The 20,549-nt window shown below is 38.3% G+C and carries 20 protein-coding genes; 11 read left to right on the plus strand and 9 right to left on the minus strand.

The features are described from left to right. The first annotated feature begins 101 nt into the window (after nucleotides 1-101). The gene (locus tag KO505_RS10300) at nucleotides 102-521 is read left to right on the plus strand and encodes a hypothetical protein (RefSeq protein ID WP_216055361.1); all 420 of its coding nucleotides are present in this window, start codon (nucleotides 102-104) and stop codon (nucleotides 519-521) included. A 42-nt stretch (nucleotides 522-563) separates the two neighbouring features. Continuing rightward, complete coding sequence (locus tag KO505_RS10305; protein WP_252731743.1) at nucleotides 564-1,124, plus strand: GNAT family N-acetyltransferase; 561 nt, start codon at nucleotides 564-566, stop codon at nucleotides 1,122-1,124. 8 nt (nucleotides 1,125-1,132) lie between these two features. On the opposite strand, the gene KO505_RS10310 is transcribed toward KO505_RS10305, so the two are convergent. The 4 genes from KO505_RS10310 to KO505_RS10325 all read right to left on the minus strand — a co-directional run bounded on the left by KO505_RS10310 (nucleotide 1,133) and on the right by KO505_RS10325 (nucleotide 7,028). Further along, nucleotides 1,133-3,442: a tRNA(Met) cytidine acetyltransferase TmcA gene (locus KO505_RS10310; protein ID WP_216055362.1), complete on the minus strand. Its 2,310-nt coding sequence runs from the start codon at nucleotides 3,440-3,442 to the stop codon at nucleotides 1,133-1,135. 4 nt (nucleotides 3,443-3,446) lie between these two features. Beyond that, the gene (uvrD, locus tag KO505_RS10315) at nucleotides 3,447-5,861 is read right to left on the minus strand and encodes a DNA helicase II (protein ID WP_216055363.1); all 2,415 of its coding nucleotides are present in this window, start codon (nucleotides 5,859-5,861) and stop codon (nucleotides 3,447-3,449) included. 118 nt (nucleotides 5,862-5,979) lie between these two features. After that, nucleotides 5,980-6,699, minus strand: a complete 720-nt coding sequence (locus KO505_RS10320; RefSeq protein WP_216055364.1) for an HAD-IA family hydrolase — start codon at nucleotides 6,697-6,699, stop codon at nucleotides 5,980-5,982. A gap of 89 nt (nucleotides 6,700-6,788) precedes the next feature. Then, entirely contained in the window at nucleotides 6,789-7,028 is a 240-nt protein-coding gene (locus KO505_RS10325) for a DUF2164 domain-containing protein (protein WP_315946022.1), read from the minus strand. 125 nt (nucleotides 7,029-7,153) lie between these two features. Between KO505_RS10325 and KO505_RS10330 the strand changes: the two genes are divergently transcribed. The 9 genes from KO505_RS10330 (at nucleotide 7,154) to KO505_RS10370 (ending at nucleotide 15,456) form a co-directional block, all read left to right on the plus strand. Beyond that, the gene (locus KO505_RS10330) at nucleotides 7,154-8,089 is read left to right on the plus strand and encodes a kinase (protein WP_216055366.1); all 936 of its coding nucleotides are present in this window, start codon (nucleotides 7,154-7,156) and stop codon (nucleotides 8,087-8,089) included. A gap of 1 nt (nucleotide 8,090) precedes the next feature. Next, nucleotides 8,091-8,912 (plus strand): mannosyl-3-phosphoglycerate phosphatase, encoded by an 822-nt coding sequence (locus KO505_RS10335; RefSeq protein WP_216055367.1) that lies wholly within the window; start codon nucleotides 8,091-8,093, stop codon nucleotides 8,910-8,912. 10 nt (nucleotides 8,913-8,922) lie between these two features. Then, on the plus strand, nucleotides 8,923-10,182 hold the full coding sequence (locus tag KO505_RS10340) for a glycosyl transferase (RefSeq protein WP_216055368.1): 1,260 nt from the start codon (nucleotides 8,923-8,925) through the stop codon (nucleotides 10,180-10,182). Between the two features lie 15 nt (nucleotides 10,183-10,197). After that, on the plus strand, nucleotides 10,198-11,955 hold the full coding sequence (locus KO505_RS10345) for a sugar phosphorylase (protein ID WP_216055369.1): 1,758 nt from the start codon (nucleotides 10,198-10,200) through the stop codon (nucleotides 11,953-11,955). Between the two features lie 11 nt (nucleotides 11,956-11,966). Continuing rightward, nucleotides 11,967-12,881, plus strand: a complete 915-nt coding sequence (gene galU, locus KO505_RS10350) for a UTP--glucose-1-phosphate uridylyltransferase GalU (protein ID WP_216055370.1) — start codon at nucleotides 11,967-11,969, stop codon at nucleotides 12,879-12,881. Nucleotides 12,882-13,166: 285 nt separating this feature from the next. Further along, entirely contained in the window at nucleotides 13,167-14,114 is a 948-nt protein-coding gene (locus tag KO505_RS10355) for a CsgG/HfaB family protein (RefSeq protein WP_216055371.1), read from the plus strand. 4 nt (nucleotides 14,115-14,118) lie between these two features. Beyond that, a complete protein-coding gene (locus tag KO505_RS10360; RefSeq protein ID WP_216055372.1) occupies nucleotides 14,119-14,448 on the plus strand; it encodes a hypothetical protein in 330 nt (109 codons plus the stop codon). Then, nucleotides 14,445-14,795 carry a DUF4810 domain-containing protein gene (locus KO505_RS10365; RefSeq protein ID WP_216055373.1) on the plus strand — a complete coding sequence of 117 codons (351 nt, stop codon included), beginning with the start codon at nucleotides 14,445-14,447 and terminating at the stop codon, nucleotides 14,793-14,795. The genes KO505_RS10360 and KO505_RS10365 overlap by 4 nt, the downstream gene beginning before the upstream one ends. After that, a complete protein-coding gene (locus tag KO505_RS10370; protein ID WP_216055374.1) occupies nucleotides 14,788-15,456 on the plus strand; it encodes a GNA1162 family protein in 669 nt (222 codons plus the stop codon). The genes KO505_RS10365 and KO505_RS10370 overlap by 8 nt, the downstream gene beginning before the upstream one ends. A 53-nt stretch (nucleotides 15,457-15,509) precedes the next feature. On the opposite strand, the gene KO505_RS10375 is transcribed toward KO505_RS10370, so the two are convergent. The 5 genes from KO505_RS10375 to KO505_RS10395 all read right to left on the minus strand — a co-directional run bounded on the left by KO505_RS10375 (nucleotide 15,510) and on the right by KO505_RS10395 (nucleotide 20,281). Continuing rightward, on the minus strand, nucleotides 15,510-16,094 hold the full coding sequence (locus KO505_RS10375; protein WP_216055375.1) for a class I SAM-dependent methyltransferase: 585 nt from the start codon (nucleotides 16,092-16,094) through the stop codon (nucleotides 15,510-15,512). After that, nucleotides 16,087-16,740, minus strand: coding sequence for an HD domain-containing protein (locus KO505_RS10380; RefSeq protein ID WP_216055376.1), 654 nt, complete (start codon nucleotides 16,738-16,740; stop codon nucleotides 16,087-16,089). The genes KO505_RS10375 and KO505_RS10380 overlap by 8 nt, the downstream gene beginning before the upstream one ends. Before the next feature lie 126 nt (nucleotides 16,741-16,866). After that, nucleotides 16,867-17,610 (minus strand): transporter substrate-binding domain-containing protein, encoded by a 744-nt coding sequence (locus tag KO505_RS10385; RefSeq protein ID WP_216055377.1) that lies wholly within the window; start codon nucleotides 17,608-17,610, stop codon nucleotides 16,867-16,869. Further along, nucleotides 17,607-18,044, minus strand: coding sequence for a nucleoside deaminase (locus KO505_RS10390; protein ID WP_216055378.1), 438 nt, complete (start codon nucleotides 18,042-18,044; stop codon nucleotides 17,607-17,609). The genes KO505_RS10385 and KO505_RS10390 overlap by 4 nt, the downstream gene beginning before the upstream one ends. A gap of 101 nt (nucleotides 18,045-18,145) precedes the next feature. Then, on the minus strand, nucleotides 18,146-20,281 hold the full coding sequence (locus KO505_RS10395; protein WP_371819987.1) for a S9 family peptidase: 2,136 nt from the start codon (nucleotides 20,279-20,281) through the stop codon (nucleotides 18,146-18,148). Nucleotides 20,282-20,549 lie beyond the last annotated feature (268 nt).

Consider the following 20,549-nt stretch of genomic DNA (forward strand, 5'->3'; position numbering starts at 1 on the left):
GTCTGATTGGGATTGTGATTTTTGGTGGTTTAGGGTTGTTTTTATATAAAATGGCTGGCGCTTAAATATATAATTACACAGGTTATAGGATAAGATAAGGCATGAATGTTTTTCTCATTGTAGCTGGTGTTTTAAATGCATTTGTCGCGCTATTGCATTTAGGTTGTATTTATTTTGGTGCGCCTTGGTATCGCTTTTTTGGTGCAGGGGAGAAGATGGCTACGTTGGCAGAACAAGGTAGTCTTCACCCTACAGTGATAACTAGCATAATTGTTATCCTACTTTCTATTTGGTCACTTTATGCATTTTCTGCCGCGGGTGTTATTTCCCGCTTACCATTTCTTCGTCTTGTGCTCAGCCTAATTACACTCATATATTTAGTCCGCGGTATCGCAGGTATATTCTTAATCAGTTCACCTATGGGACGTACACCTGAATTTTGGCTATGGAGTTCCATCATTTGTTTATTGTTTGGTATTATCCATTTCATTGGTGTGAAGCAACTTTGGACAAGTTTATAATTTCCTAAGTTAAGATCATCCGTTTATTAAGGCAGTTAATATATGACAATAGAATTTAGATCAGCCACCACAGCTGATATCCATCAGATCCTCGCCCTTCATGCCCGTTACCAAGTTGACACTATAAATGAAGCAGATAAAGCCGATGGGTTTATCACAACGGCCTTTGATAAAACACAGCTGACCGAGTTAATTGAACAAGAACATGGGTTGTTTGTGGCCCTTAAAGGCAATGAGATTGTTGCCTATGCCATGGCTGCGTCATGGGGCTTTTGGTCACACTGGCCAATGTTCGCCCATATGATAAAAGACTTACCTAATTTGCAATACAAAGGGTACGTATTAAGTACTGAAAACTCTTACCAATATGGTCCGGTATGTGTTGATAAAAGTGTGAGGGGACAAGGCGTATTTGAAGGCGTTTTTAGTTTTGCTTTACAAGAAATGTCAAAACGATATCCAGTTTTGGTCACTTTTATTAACAAAATAAATCCACGTTCTTTTGCTGCTCATACCAAAAAGGTCGGTTTAGATGTCATCCAACAATTTGAGTACAACAATAACCAATATTATGAGTTAGCTTGTTTGACTAATAGAACGTAGCCATCACTTTAATTTATAAAACTTAACCATTCATTCCTTAATTGCTGAACTAACTGCTTTTCACCGGTTAATTTATAGTTTTGAATTAAGGTTTTGTTATCCACACCGTTAATCACTTTATCTAAGATTAACGGTGAAATTCTTTGCCCTTTACCTTCTTCACTCATAAAACCTGACTTAACATATCGGTACATAGCCAATATGCAGGTATCTAATGACCTGTGGTGATGACAAAAACAAGCAATATCTTGCGCATCTTGCCCAGTGTACTGCTCAGTCAAATCAGCACTTTGCTGTAACATATTTAATAAACGCTCGGATAGCTCATGGCGCATGTTCAGCTTTTGCTCTACGAGTAACGTTTGCTGGAATCTGGTTGATACATCTTGTTCAAATGTCTTGCTTGGCAGATTTAACGCTTGAGTCATTAATAAGGAATATTCTCCAGTAGATGCTTCTGCTTTCAAGCCGAGCCTTACTGGGACATATTGGTTGGATAACCAAAACTTCACTAAGTTATCCGCCACGCCAAAACTAGTACAGATAAAGTCGAATCCCTGTTGTGTTATTGCTTGTTTTACTTTGTTTAATAACAAACTACCTAAACCTTGGTTTTGTAGTTCTGGATGAATAGCAATACGCACGATACGACCATACCGATATTCACCTGCTTGTTTAAAACCACTATGAGCAATTAAAGACTGTGGTAATAAATGTCCTTTGGGTCGTCTGCGACCTTGCCAAATTTGCTCAGCTAAATCAGGATCTATACAACCTTCTTCCGCCAATAACATAGCACCTATGATCTCCCCTTTATATTGCAAGCTAAAGACCTGCATATTGGGGCCATCAAGCATATTACGTAAGTCGTTAGGGGTTGTACGGTAATGGGCATTTACCAACAAACCAAATAAAGAAGCTAATCTGTCATTCTGGTTAATTAACTCTATTGATGACAACACACTAAATGAGACGTTTTCGGAATTAATCAACTTAATGTTTTTTCTATCAAACTCTGGTAGGTGCGTATTAATCATAAGTAACTGGTTAATATCAGCCTCTAAAAAATCATGTTCAGACCAACGAATTGGTTGGCTCAAAGACAAGTTTGTGATCTGGTTAAACGCTTTTGCTACTAACGGCTTAAACTTATATTCAAATCCTCGCCCTGTTCCTTCATAACCATGAACGGTCGTGGCAAAAACCACAAACGCACACTGTGATTGTGCTGTTTTCGGTGACAATAAAGGCAATAACATCTGACTTGGAATGGCCGCAGCTTCATCAACTAATACAATATCTGCATCGGTAACCTTAACGGCGAGGTCATCCGGTCCGATGAAGGTTAACGAACCAAACTCTGTTTTAAGTGCATTATTATTAACACTGTAATTTATGTTTTTTTGTTTTAATACAGCTTCACAAAATTTAAATACACCAGATATCGATGCCAAGTGGGGCGCTGTTACTACTATATTTATTGATTTACTGTCATTTTGCTTTTTGCTTTCAGCTAAAAGAAGACCAGAAAATATACCTAAAGATGCGGATTTACCGCGCCCTCTGTCCGCTTGTATAATCAAGGCCTGTTGACTAGTAGAGCACTCGCTCCGCAGATCAAAGCTTTCAAATAACTGCTTTACAACCTGATATTGGTCATCTGTTTTACACTGATTATATTGTGGATGAGTCTTTATTCCTTCTACTTCCCCACGAACATCCGAGCCAATTTTAATGTCCCCAACATCTTCACGCCAGTTTTCAAATACATATTGGGGGTCATGTTTATCACTTTGACTTATGGTCAATACGGTTGAGGATAAGGTTAGCTGATTGATAAAGTACTGCAGATAATGATGACTGATCTGTTCTGGTTGATAAGGTTCTACGCATAAACGGTTATATTCTGGATCTACATAATCTAACCACTGTGGTATCTCTGGGGAGATCAGAATACACAGACCACCTAGTTTGACAGTACCTACCAATGCGCCCAGTGCATCTGGGTTTAATCCAGCATAACAGTCGTATATCAATACATCTGATTCTTGGCCGAGCATTTTTTTGTATTGTTTAATTCTAATATCGGTAATTTGATTTTGGGTCTGGCTTTGACTCTGTTCGTGATTTACTGTTTGTGAATGTCGAAGGATACCTGTGTTTAATTGTGGCTCACCAAACCTAGTTATTTGCAAAGACGGGTCTGTCGTTGATAACCAAGTTTGTATTTGTGCCTGAGCCCAACATTGTTCGCCTTTAACCCAAAATAAACAGCGTTGTTTGTTTTGCGTTAAATGCTCAATTAGTTGGTTTAACATAGCGTTAGATGGCCGTTAACTTTGCATACGTAGTGACTAACCATTTGGCACCAAATTGATCAAAGTTTACTTGAATGCGTGAGTTGTCACCATCACCTTCACAATTTAATACCGTCCCTTCACCAAACTTAGCATGACTTACACGCTGTCCTAATGAAAATAGACTTTCACTAAATTTTAAGTGGCTTGATGCTTGCCCAAAACCAGAGCCAAAGTTATTCGATGATTTCGATTTATTTCTCTCACCTTGGTAACCACCATGTCCCGTCGAACTACCAGAACTATTGCTAGCGCTATAACCAGAGTTTTGGCTATAGGTAGACTGTTCACCATAACTGGATTTTCCACCATAACCGCCACTGTAACCAGATTGTGGTCTTGAAACTTGAGTGGATAACTTAACTTCGTAAATACATTCTTTCGGAATTTCAGCGATAAAACGTGATGGACGATGATACAACTCCTGGCCATACAATCGTCTTGTTTCTGCGTGAGTTATAAATAATCTTTCTTTAGCGCGGGTCATGCCAACATAAGCAAGGCGACGTTCTTCTTCTAATCTTTCTGGCGCATCTGAACTTTGTTGGCTTGGGAACATACCTTCTTCCACACCCGCCATAAATACCAGAGGAAACTCCAAACCTTTTGCACTGTGTAACGTCATTAACTGGACAGCATCTTCATAAGCGTCTGCTTGTGAGTCACCTGACTCTAATGAAGCATGGGATAAAAATGCCGCTAACATTGGCATTTCTTGCATGTTTTCATCTGGTTCATAGTCCTTACAGGCAGAAACCAATTCCTCTAAGTTTTCTACTCGTGTTTGACCTTTCTCGCCTTTTTCAGCTTGATACATGGCCATTAAACCCGAACTTTGAATTACGTGATCGGCTTGTTCATGCAGGGGTAAAGGCTCAACTGTAGTTTCAAGCTGAACAATTAAGTCCATAAAGTTTTTAACCGAGTTACTAGCGCGGCCTGATAAATGTTTTTCATCCATCAAACGTCCTGCAGCTTGCCACATGGTCATGTTCTGACTACGAGCAGCATCACGCAACATTTGTAATGTTTTTTCGCCAATGCCACGTGCAGGAGTATTGATTACACGTTCAAATGCAGCATCATCGTCACGATTTGAAACCAAACGTAAATACGCTAATGCATCTTTAATTTCTTGACGATCAAAGAAACGTAAACCGCCATATATGCGATATCTTAAACCGGCTTCGTTTAAGGCCGACTCCAATACACGAGATTGCGCATTGTTACGGTATAAAATGGCAGATTCAGATAAAGCTTCGCCTTCTTGCTGCCATTTTTTAATGTTGCCAACTATAAAACGTGCTTCATCCAATTCATTAAAAGCCGCATATAACCCTATTGGATCACCTTCTTTACCTTCTGTCCAAAGCTCTTTACCTAAGCGGTCGGTATTATTAGAGATCACTTCATTGGCTGCTTTTAAGATATTGGCAGTTGAGCGATAATTTTGCTCTAAACGGATCACTTCCACGTCAGAAAAGTCGGTTTGAAAGCTATGAATATTTTCAACTTGCGCACCGCGCCAGCCATAAATGGATTGATCGTCGTCACCTACTATCATTACATGAGCAGGCGGTAAATCTTCTGCAACGTTACCAGCATGACCACCAGCCAATAATCTAATCCAAGCGTATTGAATTTTATTAGTATCTTGAAACTCGTCCACCAAAATATGACGGAAACGTTTACGGTAATGACTTAATACTTCTGGATGTGTGGCTAAAATTTCATGGCTACGTAACAATATTTCTGCAAAGTCCACCAAACCTGCACGGTCACATGCTTCTTGATAAGTAGTATAAACTTGTAAAAACACTTGTTCCGTTGGATCAAAAGTATCTATGTGCTTAGGTCTTAAACCATCATCTTTTTTACCATTGATGTACCACATGGCTTGTTTTGGCGGATAACGTTTTTCATCTAAATTTAGGCTTTTCATAATACGGCGGATTAATCGATGTTGATCATCCGAATCTAAAACCTGAAAACTTTCTGGTAATTTTGCTTCACGAAAATGTGTGCGTAAAAAACGATGGGCTAAACCATGGAAAGTACCAATCCACATACCACCAGCACCATATTGAGATCCCACAGAACCTTGCCCTAACAACGACTCTAAACGATGACGCATTTCCGCCGCCGCTTTATTGGTAAAGGTTACCGCTAAGATTGAAAATGGAGAGGTTTGATGTGCTTGGATTAAATAACCAATTCGGCTAATCAGTACTTTGGTTTTACCAGAGCCTGCACCTGCTAATACCAACATATTTTGTGGAGGTGCAGTTACCGCTTCATATTGACGTTCATTTAGCTCATTCAGCTTTAATACTGCGGTAGCCGAACTTGGAATATCTTGTGAGGGAATATAAACGTCCATAAGAGACAAAACCTATTAAATTGAGTAACCGTTAAATTTTAGTGTTGTTACATAAAAGCTTGTATTTAAGCCCGATAACATCGAGTGACAAGAGCTGTATATATAAACAGGATTTTTATTATAACAGGTGTAGCAGATCATCCAAGTCCGAATATTCACCATTTGCCAAAGTAAAACCTGTTGGATAGGTATTATTATCCGGGTTAAACCATAAAGAAGGGCAATTGGCGTTTAACGCAGCTTGAATATCTGACGGTGCACTGTCACCAAGGTGCAAGATATTTTCACAACGAATGTTCAAGTCTTTGGACGCATCTTTTAACATATCAGGATAAGGCTTCATTCTAGTGCCATTTTCTCCCGCACGGTAATAACCAACAAAATACGGTGCCAGACCAATTCGCTGATAATCGGCATTGCCATTCGTGACGGCTACTAATGGGTATTTTTCGCTTAATTTACCCAGAACATCAAAAGTTTGTTGCGGCACAGTAAAGTCTGATCGGGCATCATAAAAGGCATTATATATCTGCTTGCTCATCTGCTTTTTTAATGGCTGCTCAATACCAAAACTCGCTAACCCCAAGTCGAGCACGTGATGTCGCCACAAATTCACGTCATGGCAAACTTCTGGCTTCGTTTTAGCAACTTGCCATTTAAGCGCCTCCCAAAATTCAGGTCCTTTTGTTTTTGCACTAGGAATGAGTTGGCATATTGTATCAAACTGAACTTGAATAGCGTTGCGGATCACATCTCCGTTATAATAGAGGGTATCGTCTAAATCAAAACTGAGCGCTTTAATTGGATCGCTAAATGGGCGGTTAAATCTAAGAGACACAAGACATCCTATAAATTAAGTAAGTTGGACAATATTAACATAATGAACGGTGGTAATGTGGTCCGCTGCGTATATTGCAATTGTCATTGCTAAAGAGAATCAAACTGTTCAATCTCAGCAAACACATCTTCTATTTTTGCTGTTAACAAACTTTGGGCATCATATAGAGCTTGGTTATAAATCGAGGATCCAATCTCTTTCATGATAAATTCCAACAAAAACTCAGCTTCAAATTGACCTAACTCCTTATCTAATTCTTCCTCAAAATACCCTTGTAACTTCACAACTGCCGCAGCTTGTTGCTCTTTAGTAAGTTTTATTTCTGACACTAAATCATTCCTTTTTAACCTGTATATAAGTATGGCTGTGTGGGTAATACACATCCCATTGGCACACTAGTTGTAATCGTTATATTACTAAAATGAATAATTTTAACATAAATCAGCCAATATAAATGACTACAGACCAGTTAATACAAGCCTTTAAAGCACAACACAAACTAACCAGTGTTATAGAAGTTGATGCACCAAAATGGTACACACCTATTGCTGAAATAATAAACACTCACCAAAAAAGGGCGGGTAAAACTTTGTTTGTCGGTTTAAACGGCAGTCAAGGGTCGGGTAAATCAACGCTCGCCGATTACATCAAACTGTATCTTGAAACTCAATGTCAGTTATCGGTTGCCGTCGTTTCATTGGATGATTTTTACTTAAACCAGCAACAGCGTCAGCATTTAGCGGAAACGGTACACCCACTGTTACGATCTCGAGGCGTACCAGGTACTCATGATATCCAATTAATGTCTTCCACTTTACTTGCATTAGCGTCCCCCCAACCTAATTGTCGTTTACCGCGTTTTAATAAAGCAATAGATAATCCTCATCCACAAGAAAACTGGCCGCTAATTACCGAAAAAGTAGATGTGGTGATCATGGAAGGTTGGTGTTGGGGAACATCAGCACAAACCGTTGAGGAATTAACCAATCCTATTAATGAATTAGAAAAGCATGAAGACAAAAACGGAACTTGGCGCACTTTTGTTAATGATTCACTTAAATCTGATTATTTAGCCTTATACCAATTAATGGATTTTTGGGTGATGTTAAAAGCCCCTTCTTTTGACTGTATAGCCAATTGGCGTAAAGAACAGGAACATAAATTAAGACAAGCCCATAATGCATCATCAAACGATGATAAAGCGACCGCTATTATGTCTGATGAGCAAGTAGAGCGATTTATACAACACTTTCAACGTTTAACTGAACATGGTTTTAAGCATGCTCAGAAACAATACAATGTCGTCCTCAATTTAGACGCACAACGTCAACCTATCTCGATTGACGGTAGTTCAGTTTCAGAATTCAATCACTTAAGAGGTAGTTCATAATATGGGTCAGCAGTATTTAATCTTTACCGACTTAGATGGCACTTTATTAGATCATAACACTTATAGTTTTCAACCTGCTGTAGAGATGTTGGCTAAGCTAAAACAGTCAAACATCCACGTTATCCCTAACACCAGTAAAACGTATGCGGAACTCATCTTCTTTAGACAACAAACTAAGCTCGATACCCCATTTATCGTAGAGAACGGTGCTGCTGTATTTATTCCTATTGGATTTTTTGCGGAGCAACCACCAGAGACAGAAGTCTTTGAACGTTTTTGGGTGAAAAGTTTTTCTAAACCACGCTCACACTGGTTGACGTTATTAAACACTTTACCCACCGAACTTCAGCAGTGTTATCTCGGCTTTTCCGCCATGAACAATGAACAACTGTGTAACGAAACGGGCCTTACTGCGCCTGCGGCGTTGAATGCCAATAGCCGTTTATATAGTGAACCATTGAAGTGGCTAGGCACTGATGTACAAAAACAAATATTTAAAAAACACTTAACGGATGCAGGTGCTCATGTATTGCAAGGGGGGCGTTTTTTACATATCAGCGGCAACTCTGACAAAGGTAATGCAATGGTTTGGCTTACGCAACTAATGGCAAGCCTCGATACCAGTACCTCGTTTTCTACCGTTGCCTTAGGTGACAGTTATAACGACAACGAAATGTTAGAAGTGGCTGACATAGCAGTTCAAATTAAATCACATAAACATGACTACCCAGCGTTACAACGTAAAGACAATATTATGCAAAGTACTCTTTATGGGCCTTCTGGCTGGACTGAATGTTTACAACAAATCATAGACTTACCATAGGAGCTTCATCATGGCTGATTTTTATCAAAATGGGGTTGTTACAACCTTACATAATTTAACAAATCGTAGTACCGAAGAGCTAGAAGCTGAGCTATTAACTTTTTCTAAAAGTCGACCGCTAGGGTTAATACTGCCTTCACTATTTTCTGAACTAGAAGGCAAAGCATTACCAGATATCGTTAACAAGATTGCCGAAGTTCCGTATTTATCTGAAATCGTTATTGGATTAGATAGAGCCGATGTCGACCAATATAAACACGCCATCGACTTTTTCAGTAAGTTACCGCAACACCATAGAATTTTATGGAATGACGGACCTCGTTTAAAAGCGTTAGATGCAAAATTACAAAAGCTCGGCTTGGCTCCAACCGAAATGGGCAAAGGACGTAACGTTTGGTATTGCATGGGTTATATATTAGCGTCTGGTAAAGCGGAATCCGTTGCTTTACATGATTGCGACATTCTAACCTATGACCGTAGTTTATTAGCTAGACTTATTTACCCTGTGGCAAACCCGCATTTTAACTATGAATTTGGTAAAGGCTTTTATGCTCGTGTTGCCCACGGCAAATTAAATGGCCGCGTTGCACGTTTATTGGTAACGCCATTATTAAAAGCGCTTAAACGAGTATTAGGCACCAATGAGTATTTGGAATACATGGACAGTTTCCGTTACTCATTATCTGGTGAGTTCTCTTTCCGCAGAGATGTGTTAACTGACTTACGTATTCCAAGTGATTGGGGATTAGAGATTGGTGTGTTGTCAGAAATGCACAGAAACTTTGCCTCCAACCGAATTTGCCAAGTAGATATTGCCAATAATTACGATCATAAACATCAAGATTTATCACTGGATTCAACTGACGGTGGTTTATCTAAAATGTCGATTGATATAACTAAAGCACTGTTCCGTAAATTAGCCACCCAAGGTTACATCATTAATGCTGAAAATATGCGTACCATCAAAGCAACTTACTTCCGTATTGCCTTAGATTATATAGAAACTTACCGCAATGACGCTATGATCAATGGCTTAACATTAGATATTCATACCGAAGAAAAATCGGTAGAAATGTTCGCCAAAAACATTATAGAAGCGGGTGATAATTTCCTAGCGAATCCAATGGAAACGCCATTTATTCCGTCTTGGAACCGTGTAATCAGTGCTATGCCTGAAGTATTAACCGAATTAAAACAAGCCGTTGAATTAGACTATGAAGAATTTGCTAATACTGTGAAATCAGATTCTATAAAAACCACCGCAGCGTAATCGGAGTACTCCCCTATGCCAGCAAGTTTAGACGAGTTAAAACATAAGGTTGAGCTGCAACTGAATGTGATATATCAGGATATTGAGTTACCAATGCCAATAACTGAACTCAGCCAGTTATTGCTTGATGAAATGAATATACCTGACACCTTTGTTGAGCCTGTACCATATGCAAATCATTGGTCTGAAAAAGACATGATTTTGATCACTTATGGCGATAGCATAATTGAGGCAGATAAAAAGCCGTTAAAAACCTTAGCGTCCTTTATGGATAACTACTTAGATGACAAAATAAACTCAGTTCATATTTTGCCATTTTTCCCATATAGCTCGGACGATGGATTTTCGGTAATTGATTATTCCAGTGTTAATGAGTCTTTAGGTGATTGGCAAGATATTGAAGATATCGCTGATAAATACAAGCTCATGTCTGATTTAGTGATCAATCATTGTTCGAGTCGAAGTGCTTGGTTTCAAAACTTCATCAAAGGCTCAGGTGTTGGCAAAGATTACTTTTTTACCGCCGACCCCAGTGACGATTTATCCCAAGTCGTTCGCCCAAGAACCAGTCCGCTATTACGTGAAACAGAAACCGCTGAAGGCACCAAACACGTATGGTGTACTTTTAGTCACGACCAAGTAGATTTAGACTTTAGGAACCCACAAGTCTTGCTCGCCTTTGTTTCAATTATTAGACAATACCTTGATTCCGGAGTGAAAATATTTAGGTTAGATGCGGTGGCTTTTTTATGGAAAATTATCGGTAGTCCATCAATTAATTTACCTCATACCCATGAAGTCATTCGTTTATTACGAACCTTAATAGAGCACACTAAACCTGAAACAGTGATCATCACTGAAACCAATATACCAAATACGCAAAACCTTACTTATTTTGGTAACGCTAACGAAGCCCATTGCATTTATAACTTTTCATTACCACCACTGTTAGTGAATAGCTTAATAACCGGTAATTGTACTTATTTAAAACGTTGGTTAATGAGTATGCCTCCGGCTCAAAATGGCACGAGTTACTTTAATTTTATTGCCTCACACGATGGCATTGGCTTAAGACCAGCAGAAGGTTTATTGTCTGATTTAGAGCTCAATACGTTAGTTAACACCATGCAAACGTTTGGTGGTCGTGTGTCTTGGCGAACGTCAGATACAGGGGAGCAAAAAGCCTATGAAATTAACATTGCATTATACGATGCACTAAAAGGCACCACCAAGGGCGAAGACAAATGGGGGCTAGAACGTTTTATCTGTGCCCACGCGGTAATGTTTGGATTGGAAGGTATTCCGGGTATATATATTCATAGCTTTTTAGCCACTCAAAATGACTATGAAAAATTAAAAAACACCCATCATAACCGTGCAATTAACCGCCATCGTTGGGATTATCAATTACTTCAAGAGCAATTAGATTCTAACTTTAGTACACACAGTAAAGTATTGAATCGTATGTTAGCGTTAATTGACATCCGTACAAAACAGCCTGCATTTCATCCTAATGCAACACAATATGTGTTACATCTGGGTTTACAATTATTCGGTTTCTGGCGTCAAAGCTTAAACCGTAAACAAAGTATTTTTTGTATTAGTAATATAAGCGATGAAAAAGTAGAGTTACGCTTAAATGAATTAAACCTAATAGTGACTGACAATTGGTTTGATCTTATCTCTGGTACCCATATTGAAGATACCGCCACTGAACTTGAGTTAATGCCATACCAAACGGTTTGGTTAACCAACTTCAGAAACGAGGAATAGAAGGAAACGACATGACCCAAAAAGTAACCAAAGCCGTAATACCTGTAGCGGGTCTTGGCACACGTATGTTGCCTGCAACAAAGGCAATACCAAAAGAAATGTTAACCTTAGTTGACCGTCCACTGATCCAATATGTAGTAGAAGAAGCTGCTGCAGCGGGAATTAGAGAAATAGTATTAGTTACGCACGCTAGTAAAAACTCAATAGAAAACCATTTTGATTCTAGTTTTGAATTAGAAGCACAACTAGAGTCACGGGTTAAGCGTTCTTTATTAGAAGAAGTACGCTCTATTAATCCTAAAGACGTCACCATGATCTCAGTACGCCAAGCTGAAGCAAAAGGACTAGGCCACGCGATTAATTGTGCCAGACCGGTACTGGGCAACAATCCATTTGTTATCATGCTGCCAGACGTGATTATTGACAGATACTACTCTGATTTAGGCGTAGAAAATCTAGCTGGCATGTTAAAACAATACGAATTAACTGGGGATAATCAAATTATGGTTAACCCGGTTCCGGAAAAAGACGTTGGTAGTTATGGCGTTGTTGATATCAACGGTGAAACACTTATTGCGGGAGGTTCTGCACCAATCAAAACTATGGTTGAAAAACCAGAGGATGGTTGCGCACCGTCGAATTTAGCCATTACTGGACGTTACGTTGTTTCAGAAAAAATTTGGGACTTATTAGCGAAAACGTTACCTGGAGCTGGTGGTGAAATTCAATTAACGGATGCATTACACCAACTCAATAAAATTGAAAATATGTCTGCTTATCACATCGTTGGCAAAACCCACGATTGCGGCAGTAAACTCGGTTTTATCAAAGCAAATTTAGAGTATTCTTTACAACGTCCTGAATTTAAAGACGATTTAAAACAAGCAATCACTGACTTAATTGCTGATCCAAACTTTGAATTTTAACTATCAAATCACCCAACTCAAAACGTGTACCGCTTTGACTTTACGGCACACGTTTTGAATTTTATTATACAACTTACCTGTTAAAAGATGACGCATTACATCTTTGTACAAATTTTTACATTATCCCAATTCCACATCGAGTACATTCAATATCATATTGAACCACTTGGAAACTTAAGGTCTCCAACCTAAGTGTTTTAATCGTCTAAATGCATATAGATTTATTAGCTATTAGCGCATAAATCTAATGGCATTTTTTACTTTTATTTAGCAAGGAACGTAGTAATGAAAAAATATTTATTCGTCTTACTTACTTTATCCTCAACCGTATTACTTTCGGCTTGTACCACATCAACCAAAGAAAAATTAAATGCACCGTTAATTTCACAATCACAGATAGCGCCTAATTCAATGGCGACTGAGTTTAATGGGTTAAAACGACTGGTGGCTATCGGTCGTTTTTCAGATGAAACCAAACGAGGTAATAGCTTTCTTGTCGATCAAAACAATAACCGACTAGGAAAACAAGCTTCTGATATCTTAAGCTCTCGGTTAACCGCCAGTGGAAAGTTCATCATGTTAGAACGTCCAGATGTTCAACTATTACGTTCAGAGTCAAACCAATTTGAGAGTTCAAAAATAGGCGCTGACTATTTAATCGTTGGTTCTGTGTCTGAGTTTGGCCGACGTACAGAAAGTGATATCGCCATTTTTTCTCGTAATAAAATTCAAATTGCCAACGCCACCGTCAATGTACGGTTAATTGAAGTTAAAACTGGCCGTATTGTGTATACAGAAGAAGCTTCTGGTGAAGCACGTGCTGAAGCCAACCAAGTACTAGGTGTTGGGAAAACAGCCGCTTACGATACTTCCTTGGATGACAAAGCAGTTTCTGCGGCCATATCAAAACTGGTTTCCAATATTATGAATAACCTTATGGACTCGCCATGGCAGGCTTATTTAATTGATAATAACGGATCTTTATTTATGACTGGTGGTAAGTCACAAGGCATCAAATTAGGTCATACCTTTGCCGTGATTGAGGAAGGTAACAAAGTGAAAAACCCACAAACAGGCTTTTTAATCGCTTTGCCAGGGGAAGAAGTTGCAAGAGTAAAAGTTACAGGGTTTGTTGGTCAAGGTGATGATGAACTAAGCATAGTTTCAATACAGTCAGGCAAAATAGATACCGCTAAAATCCCTCAATATGTAATCAGAGAAATTAAGGATTAAGATCATGAATAAAATCATTACAGCTATTATATTTTCAATATTTATTTCTTCATTAGCAGGGTGTACGACGAATTATTCTAGCGCCACACAAGTCGAAGACTCAGGTTATATCTTATTAAAAGGCAACTTTAGCAATACCGTTTTACATATAGACGATACATCAACCACAATCGACGAGACAATCGCTCGATTCAAACTAAACGGGCATTTGGTTTCCAAGTTTCCAGTGAGTGTGGGTACTCATTCTGTAAAAGTAGAAAGAAACGGTATTACATTAATTAATAAAAAAGTCTTACTGTCTAACGCACAAACTGTAGAGTTGATAATACCGTGATCATTAGAAACACTATCCTTGTTGTTTTATTGCTGTTTGTCACTGCATGTGCACAAAATAAAAATATTTATTACTGGGCTGATTATTCAAATACGCTGTATGAAGCGAATAAAGAAAAATCCGTGAAGAGTGATGAACGTCATTATGCTGAGCTAATAAAAATTATTAGCTTAGCCGATCATTATGGCAAGAAGATCCCACCAGGTATTTATTTTGAATTGAGCATGTATGAAAGCAAAAAGGGCAATCACGACAAAGCGAATATGCTACTTAGTAAGGAATATGCGCTTTACCCTGAAGCCAAAATATACATAGACAATATGAAAGCAGGGAATCAAAATGAATAAATACATCATTGTAACTACATTTATCCTGTTTCTATCAGGCTGTGTCACCACAGAAAACATTGGGAAAATGGAAGCTTATCCTAAAATGTATGAAGAGAAGCCAATCAGCATTGTGGTTTTACCTGCAATTAATAAAACAACCGCAGCGGATGCGACGGATTTATTTTCAACTACGGTGGCTCAACCTTTAGCGGAAGCTGGTTTTTATGTTGTATCCATTCCTTATGTTAATCATGTTTTGGCGTTAGAAGGGATACAAGATGGTGCTCAAGTAAGAGATATTCCAATGGAACGGTTTAATTATTTATTTGGTGCTGATGCAGTGTTATTTGTGACGATTGACCAATGGGATACAACCTATTTATTAACGGTTGCAGACGTTACAGTTGGTCTTAAATTTGAACTCATTTCAACTAAAACCAGTGAAGTTTTATGGCAACAACAACGTGTTATTGTGCATGAAACAACCAGCAATGATTCGGGTAGTATACTGTTTGATATTATCGCAACCGCAGTCACTACAGCCACGACGGACTACGTACCAATTGCTAGACAAGTAAACAGTCAAATACTGAATACCATTCCACTAGGTAAATACCACCCTCGTTATGAGTTAGACGCTAATGACAGTTCGGGTCATACCAAAAAAGTGAAACATTAATAATAGGTGAGGTGTGAATAACACCTCGCCTATCTTAATCCATCCCATTACCCCTAAGCGGGTTTGATCCCATGTGCGATATACACATCCATAACTTCTTCTTTTGCTTTCATTGAGAAATCAACATCCAGAGCTCGTTTATTTAATCCAGATATAATCAATGCCTGCTCAATTGACTGTTTGGTTAAGCCAAAATCACTTTCATTTTTTGCAGCCCAATCCCATTGAACCCAATGACCATTAGGTGTCAACAATGAAGTTAATAAACTTAATGTCTTGGGGTAATTAGGTAAAAATGAACAGACTGAACTGGCAACAATTAAATCAAATGACTGCTGTAATTCAACATGTTGTTGAATACTTTCAGGAGTTAAATAATCTGCCACCACTTTCACGTTAGTTAAGTGTTTTTGCGATAATATTTCGGCCATTTTTGCAGAGGGGTCTATCGCGACAATCTGGTTACATACCGTCGATAACTTTTCTGTTAATAATCCAGTCCCACAGCCAAAATCCAGAACGTTTAGTCCCTTGCAATTTACTTTTTGAATTAAACTGTTAAATGCTAATTGCGCGTACTTTTGTACGTCCTTATTATCATCCCAGCCATCGGCATAATCATCCCAAGAATCAGACATTTAAGTATTCCTTATCGCCAATCTCAGCAGCTAGTTGTGCTAAAAATCCTTGCATAAACTCAACTCGTTTTTGTGCTTCTTGTAATCCGGCTTGGGTTGTCATGGTTTTTGCGGTTTTAAACAGCTTTTCATAAAAATGATCAACCGCAGCAACTTTGCTATCTGGGGTTCGTTGCTGACAAAAAGGGTCTTCTGGGTTATACAGTTTACTGCCTAGTTTGCCCGCGACTAACATACAACGACTCACACCTATAGCGCCCAATCCATCTAACCTATCGGCATCTTGTACTATTTTCGCTTCTACTGTTTCTGGCGTGATGTTAGCACTATAACTATGGGTTTTTATCGCATGATGAATGGCATCTAAGTACTGAACTGGATAATCAATCGATGTTAAAAACTCAACCGCTTTGTCACCAGCCAATACTGAGGCACGTTTATTATCTGGGTGATTTTTTGGAAAAGAAACACAATCGTGTAACCAAGCGGCCGGCAAAACTATGTTTAAGTCAGCATGTTCGGTCACACATAACTTTTTAGCGGTCGCTACTACACGTTTTATATGATTAATGTCGTGTGCTGCATCATGAATTTGTTGCTGCAAAATAAACTCTGCGCAGTGTACTTCTAATTGTTCTAAATTCATTGTTTATCTTAGCGTTAAATTGGAATAACCCAATATTGGATAAATTGAATAATATGATAACAATAAATTACCTTGGTGCATCTATCGCAAAAGCTTTATCTGGTGATGTTGCGAACACGATAAGTATTAATTGGGGTCATCAAGGCCATAACTTTGCCAAATTAACCTTAATGCGCCTTTTGTTTTCATGTTATCAATTAAGGTATTTATGTATTGAACGGTAAGTCTGTTATCACGACGAACTAACATAGTGTGTTGATAAATTTGATCAAACTTGTCGGATATTAACAGTTTATTTTTATCATCTGGATAGTGAGTGAAGTGATAGTACAAATACTCCATAGATAAAACCGTAATATCACCACGGTCGTTTAATATTAAACCTAGGCTATTTTTTTGACTATTGGTCAGAAAAACATTCAACTTATCTTCATTCTGCGCCTGCATCCCAGTAAATTGGTAATGGTAACCTAATACCCCAATCATCGCCTTATCGCTAAAATTTGAAAAAAACGCCTGGGTTTTACCCGTTTCAGCTTTAGTTACATATACCTCATAACTACTTCCAAAAACTTGGGATGCAACAACAGGGTATGATTGCCACCCCCATTGTTTATTTTCAAACAGAATTAAATCAAATTTGTTTTTTTCAAAATCGCTATAACGACGTTTTGCCGTTGTTGGCACAGCCACAAATTCATACTCATCTTGAATTCGGTTCATCTCATTTATTATATCGATGGCAATACCTGTGGTTTCTTCACCCGTAAAAACATATGGAGGAAAGTCATATACACCAACATTAACCACCTCAACCGCCCATGTTTGCATGGTAAAAATAACAGTAATCAATAATGTATAAAACTTCACTCTCCTATGTCCTCATTCCACAGGTCAGGCTTATTTGTTATAAATTCATTCATCATTTGTTTACATTCGGCTGAATTAACTAATTGAATATCAACGCCTTTGGACTTAAGGAGTTCTTCTTCCCCCATAAAGCTGTGATTTTCTCCAATCACTACTTTAGGTATGCCATATAGCAAAATAGCACCGGTACACATAGAGCAAGGTGACAATGTGGTATAGATAACACTTTGACGATAAACACGAGCTGGCTGACGCCCTGCGTTTTCTAAGGCATCCATTTCACCATGTAAAGTAGGACTGCCGGTTTGCACTCTACGATTGTGACCCCGACCGATAATTTTCCCATCATGAACTAATACCGACCCGATAGGTATACCACCTTCAGCCAAGCCTAATTTGGCTTCATCAATTGCTGCTTGCATAAATTTATCCACCAGCAACACCTTATATAAGTTAAATTCATTTATAAATTTAGCAAAAAATAGGCGTCTGTCGAGACGCCTATTGTTTAAACTAATTTTAGTTCTAGTTGGCGCTATCTATTAATACCAATTAAGTCCATAAAGAAAGCATATTCTAATGCGCGTTCTTTATAACGACGGAAACGTCCTGAAGAACCACCGTGACCTGCATCCATATTGGTCTGGAAGTACAGTTTGTTATCATTAGTTTTTAATTCGCGTAACTTAGCGACCCATTTCATTGGTTCAAAATATTGAACTTGTGAATCATGCAAACCAGTTGTTACTAATAAATTAGGATAGTCCTGTGCTTTTACTTGATCATAAGGCGAATAAGACAACATATATTCGTAAGAGTCTTTGTTCGCTGGGTTACCCCACTCATCATATTCATTGGTTGTTAATGGAATACTAGGGTCAGACATAGTGGTCACTACATCAACAAATGGTACATGTGCCGCTACTCCGCGATATAACTCAGGCTCCATATTTATAATGGCGCCCATTAATAAACCACCTGCGCTGCCACCAATGGCAAAAACCTTATCTTCAGCCCCATACTTCTGCTCAGTTAATGACTTAGTTACATCAATAAAGTCAGTATATGTATTAATTTTATTAAACATTTTTCCGTCTTCATACCATGACCGACCTAACATTTGTCCACCACGTATATGTGCTAGAGCGAACACAAACCCGCGGTCTAACAATGATAATCTAGATGCTGAAAAGTAAGGTTCTATTGTTGCGCCATATGAACCATATGCATATTGATAAACAGGGTTTGTACCGTCTTTATTAAATTTGTCTTTACGATAAACAATCGATACAGGGACTTTTTTACCATCGCGGGCAGTTACAAAAACACGTTCACTTTGATACCAGTTTGAATCAAATTCACCCAGCACTTCATCTTGTTTTAACGTTTTACTACTAAAAGTATTTAAATCCACTTCCATCACCGCACCCGGTGTTGTTAATGAACTGTAATAATAACGAAGTTTGTCACTGTCTGACGTTGGATTGGTATCAAATGTTGCAACATAAGCCGCATCATTAAATGGTAACGCCGTCACTTGATTGGTGCTGAGGTTAATAATTCGAATATTTGTATTGCCGTTCTCTTTTTCTTCTAATACCAAATGATTATCAAATACTAAAAAGTCTTCAAAATACACACTCTCTCGGTGTGGGATAACTTCTTGCCATTTACTCATATCAGCACTGTCATCACGTTTTACTTTTACCAGTTTAAAGTTTTTGGCGTCTTTATTGGTACGTATGTAATACCAGTCATTATGTTGATCAAAGTCATACTCATGACCTTGCGTAATTGGAGTTATCATTTTGAATTCTGCATTTGGTGTGTCTGCAGCAACAACAGATATACCCGTCGACAACGTTGAGTCATGGTATATATAGATTGTTTGGCTATCTCGAGTTTTACCTATATAGGTATAAAACGTAGTGTCATCTTCTTGATAAACTAACTTGTCTTGATCTTGGCTTGTTCCCAACGTATGACGGAATACTTGGTAACCTAATAACGTTTGTACGTCCTTTTTAATATAAAAAACGGTTTTATTGTCATTTGCCCAAACAATGCTGCCCGAGGTGTTAACCAGTTTATCTTGGTATAATTCACCGGTTGTTAAATCTTTAAATTCAATGGTGTATAAACGTCTGCTTTCTGTGTCTGTAGAATAAGCCAGAATATTGTTATTGGTACTTACCGCAACACTCGACAAACTAAAATACTCATGACCTTCAGCTAACACGTTGGCATCTAAAAAAACATCTTCTGGATTATCGAGGGATGACTTTTTACGTGCATAAATAGCGTACTCATTGTCACCTTCATAACGGGTATACCACCAATAACCACGTTTTAGATATGGAACACTGGCATCGTCTTTTTTAAGACGACCTGTCATTTCGGTGAATAAGGTATCTTGCAGTGGTTGAGTATGGGCCATTTGCGCGTCGACATAATTGTTTTCCGCTGCTAAGTGCGCCAATATTTCTTTGTCTTCACGTGTGTCGTCACGCATCCAGTAGTAGTTATCTATTCGTTTATGTCCATGTTGGATCATTTCATACGGGACTTTCTTTGCTACTGGAGCTTTAATTGTTTCCGATGTCATATTTTCTGTCGCTTTATTTGATGGGGTACAACCTGAGATAACTAGAGAGATAAACGAAACCATCATCCCACTTTTTGCAAATCTAAATGCGTAGTTCAACTTAGCCATTGCTAACATCCTTTTACTATAAAAAATTAAATACTGTCATTTACTCCTTAAAAAACGGCCTAAATTAAACATGAGTTATAGGTAACTAATGTTTGAAACAATGTCAGCCGATGGAGCTTATAGGTATAAATTACGCTATTTTTGCAATTTTGAATAATAAATAACGAAAAGAATCTAGGTTTTAACAATTAGAGCTTGCACTCCATTTCTATGAATGTTAAAAATT

This window comes from Psychrosphaera sp. F3M07 (assembly GCF_018860345.1).
Classification (GTDB): domain Bacteria; phylum Pseudomonadota; class Gammaproteobacteria; order Enterobacterales; family Alteromonadaceae; genus Psychrosphaera; species Psychrosphaera aquimarina.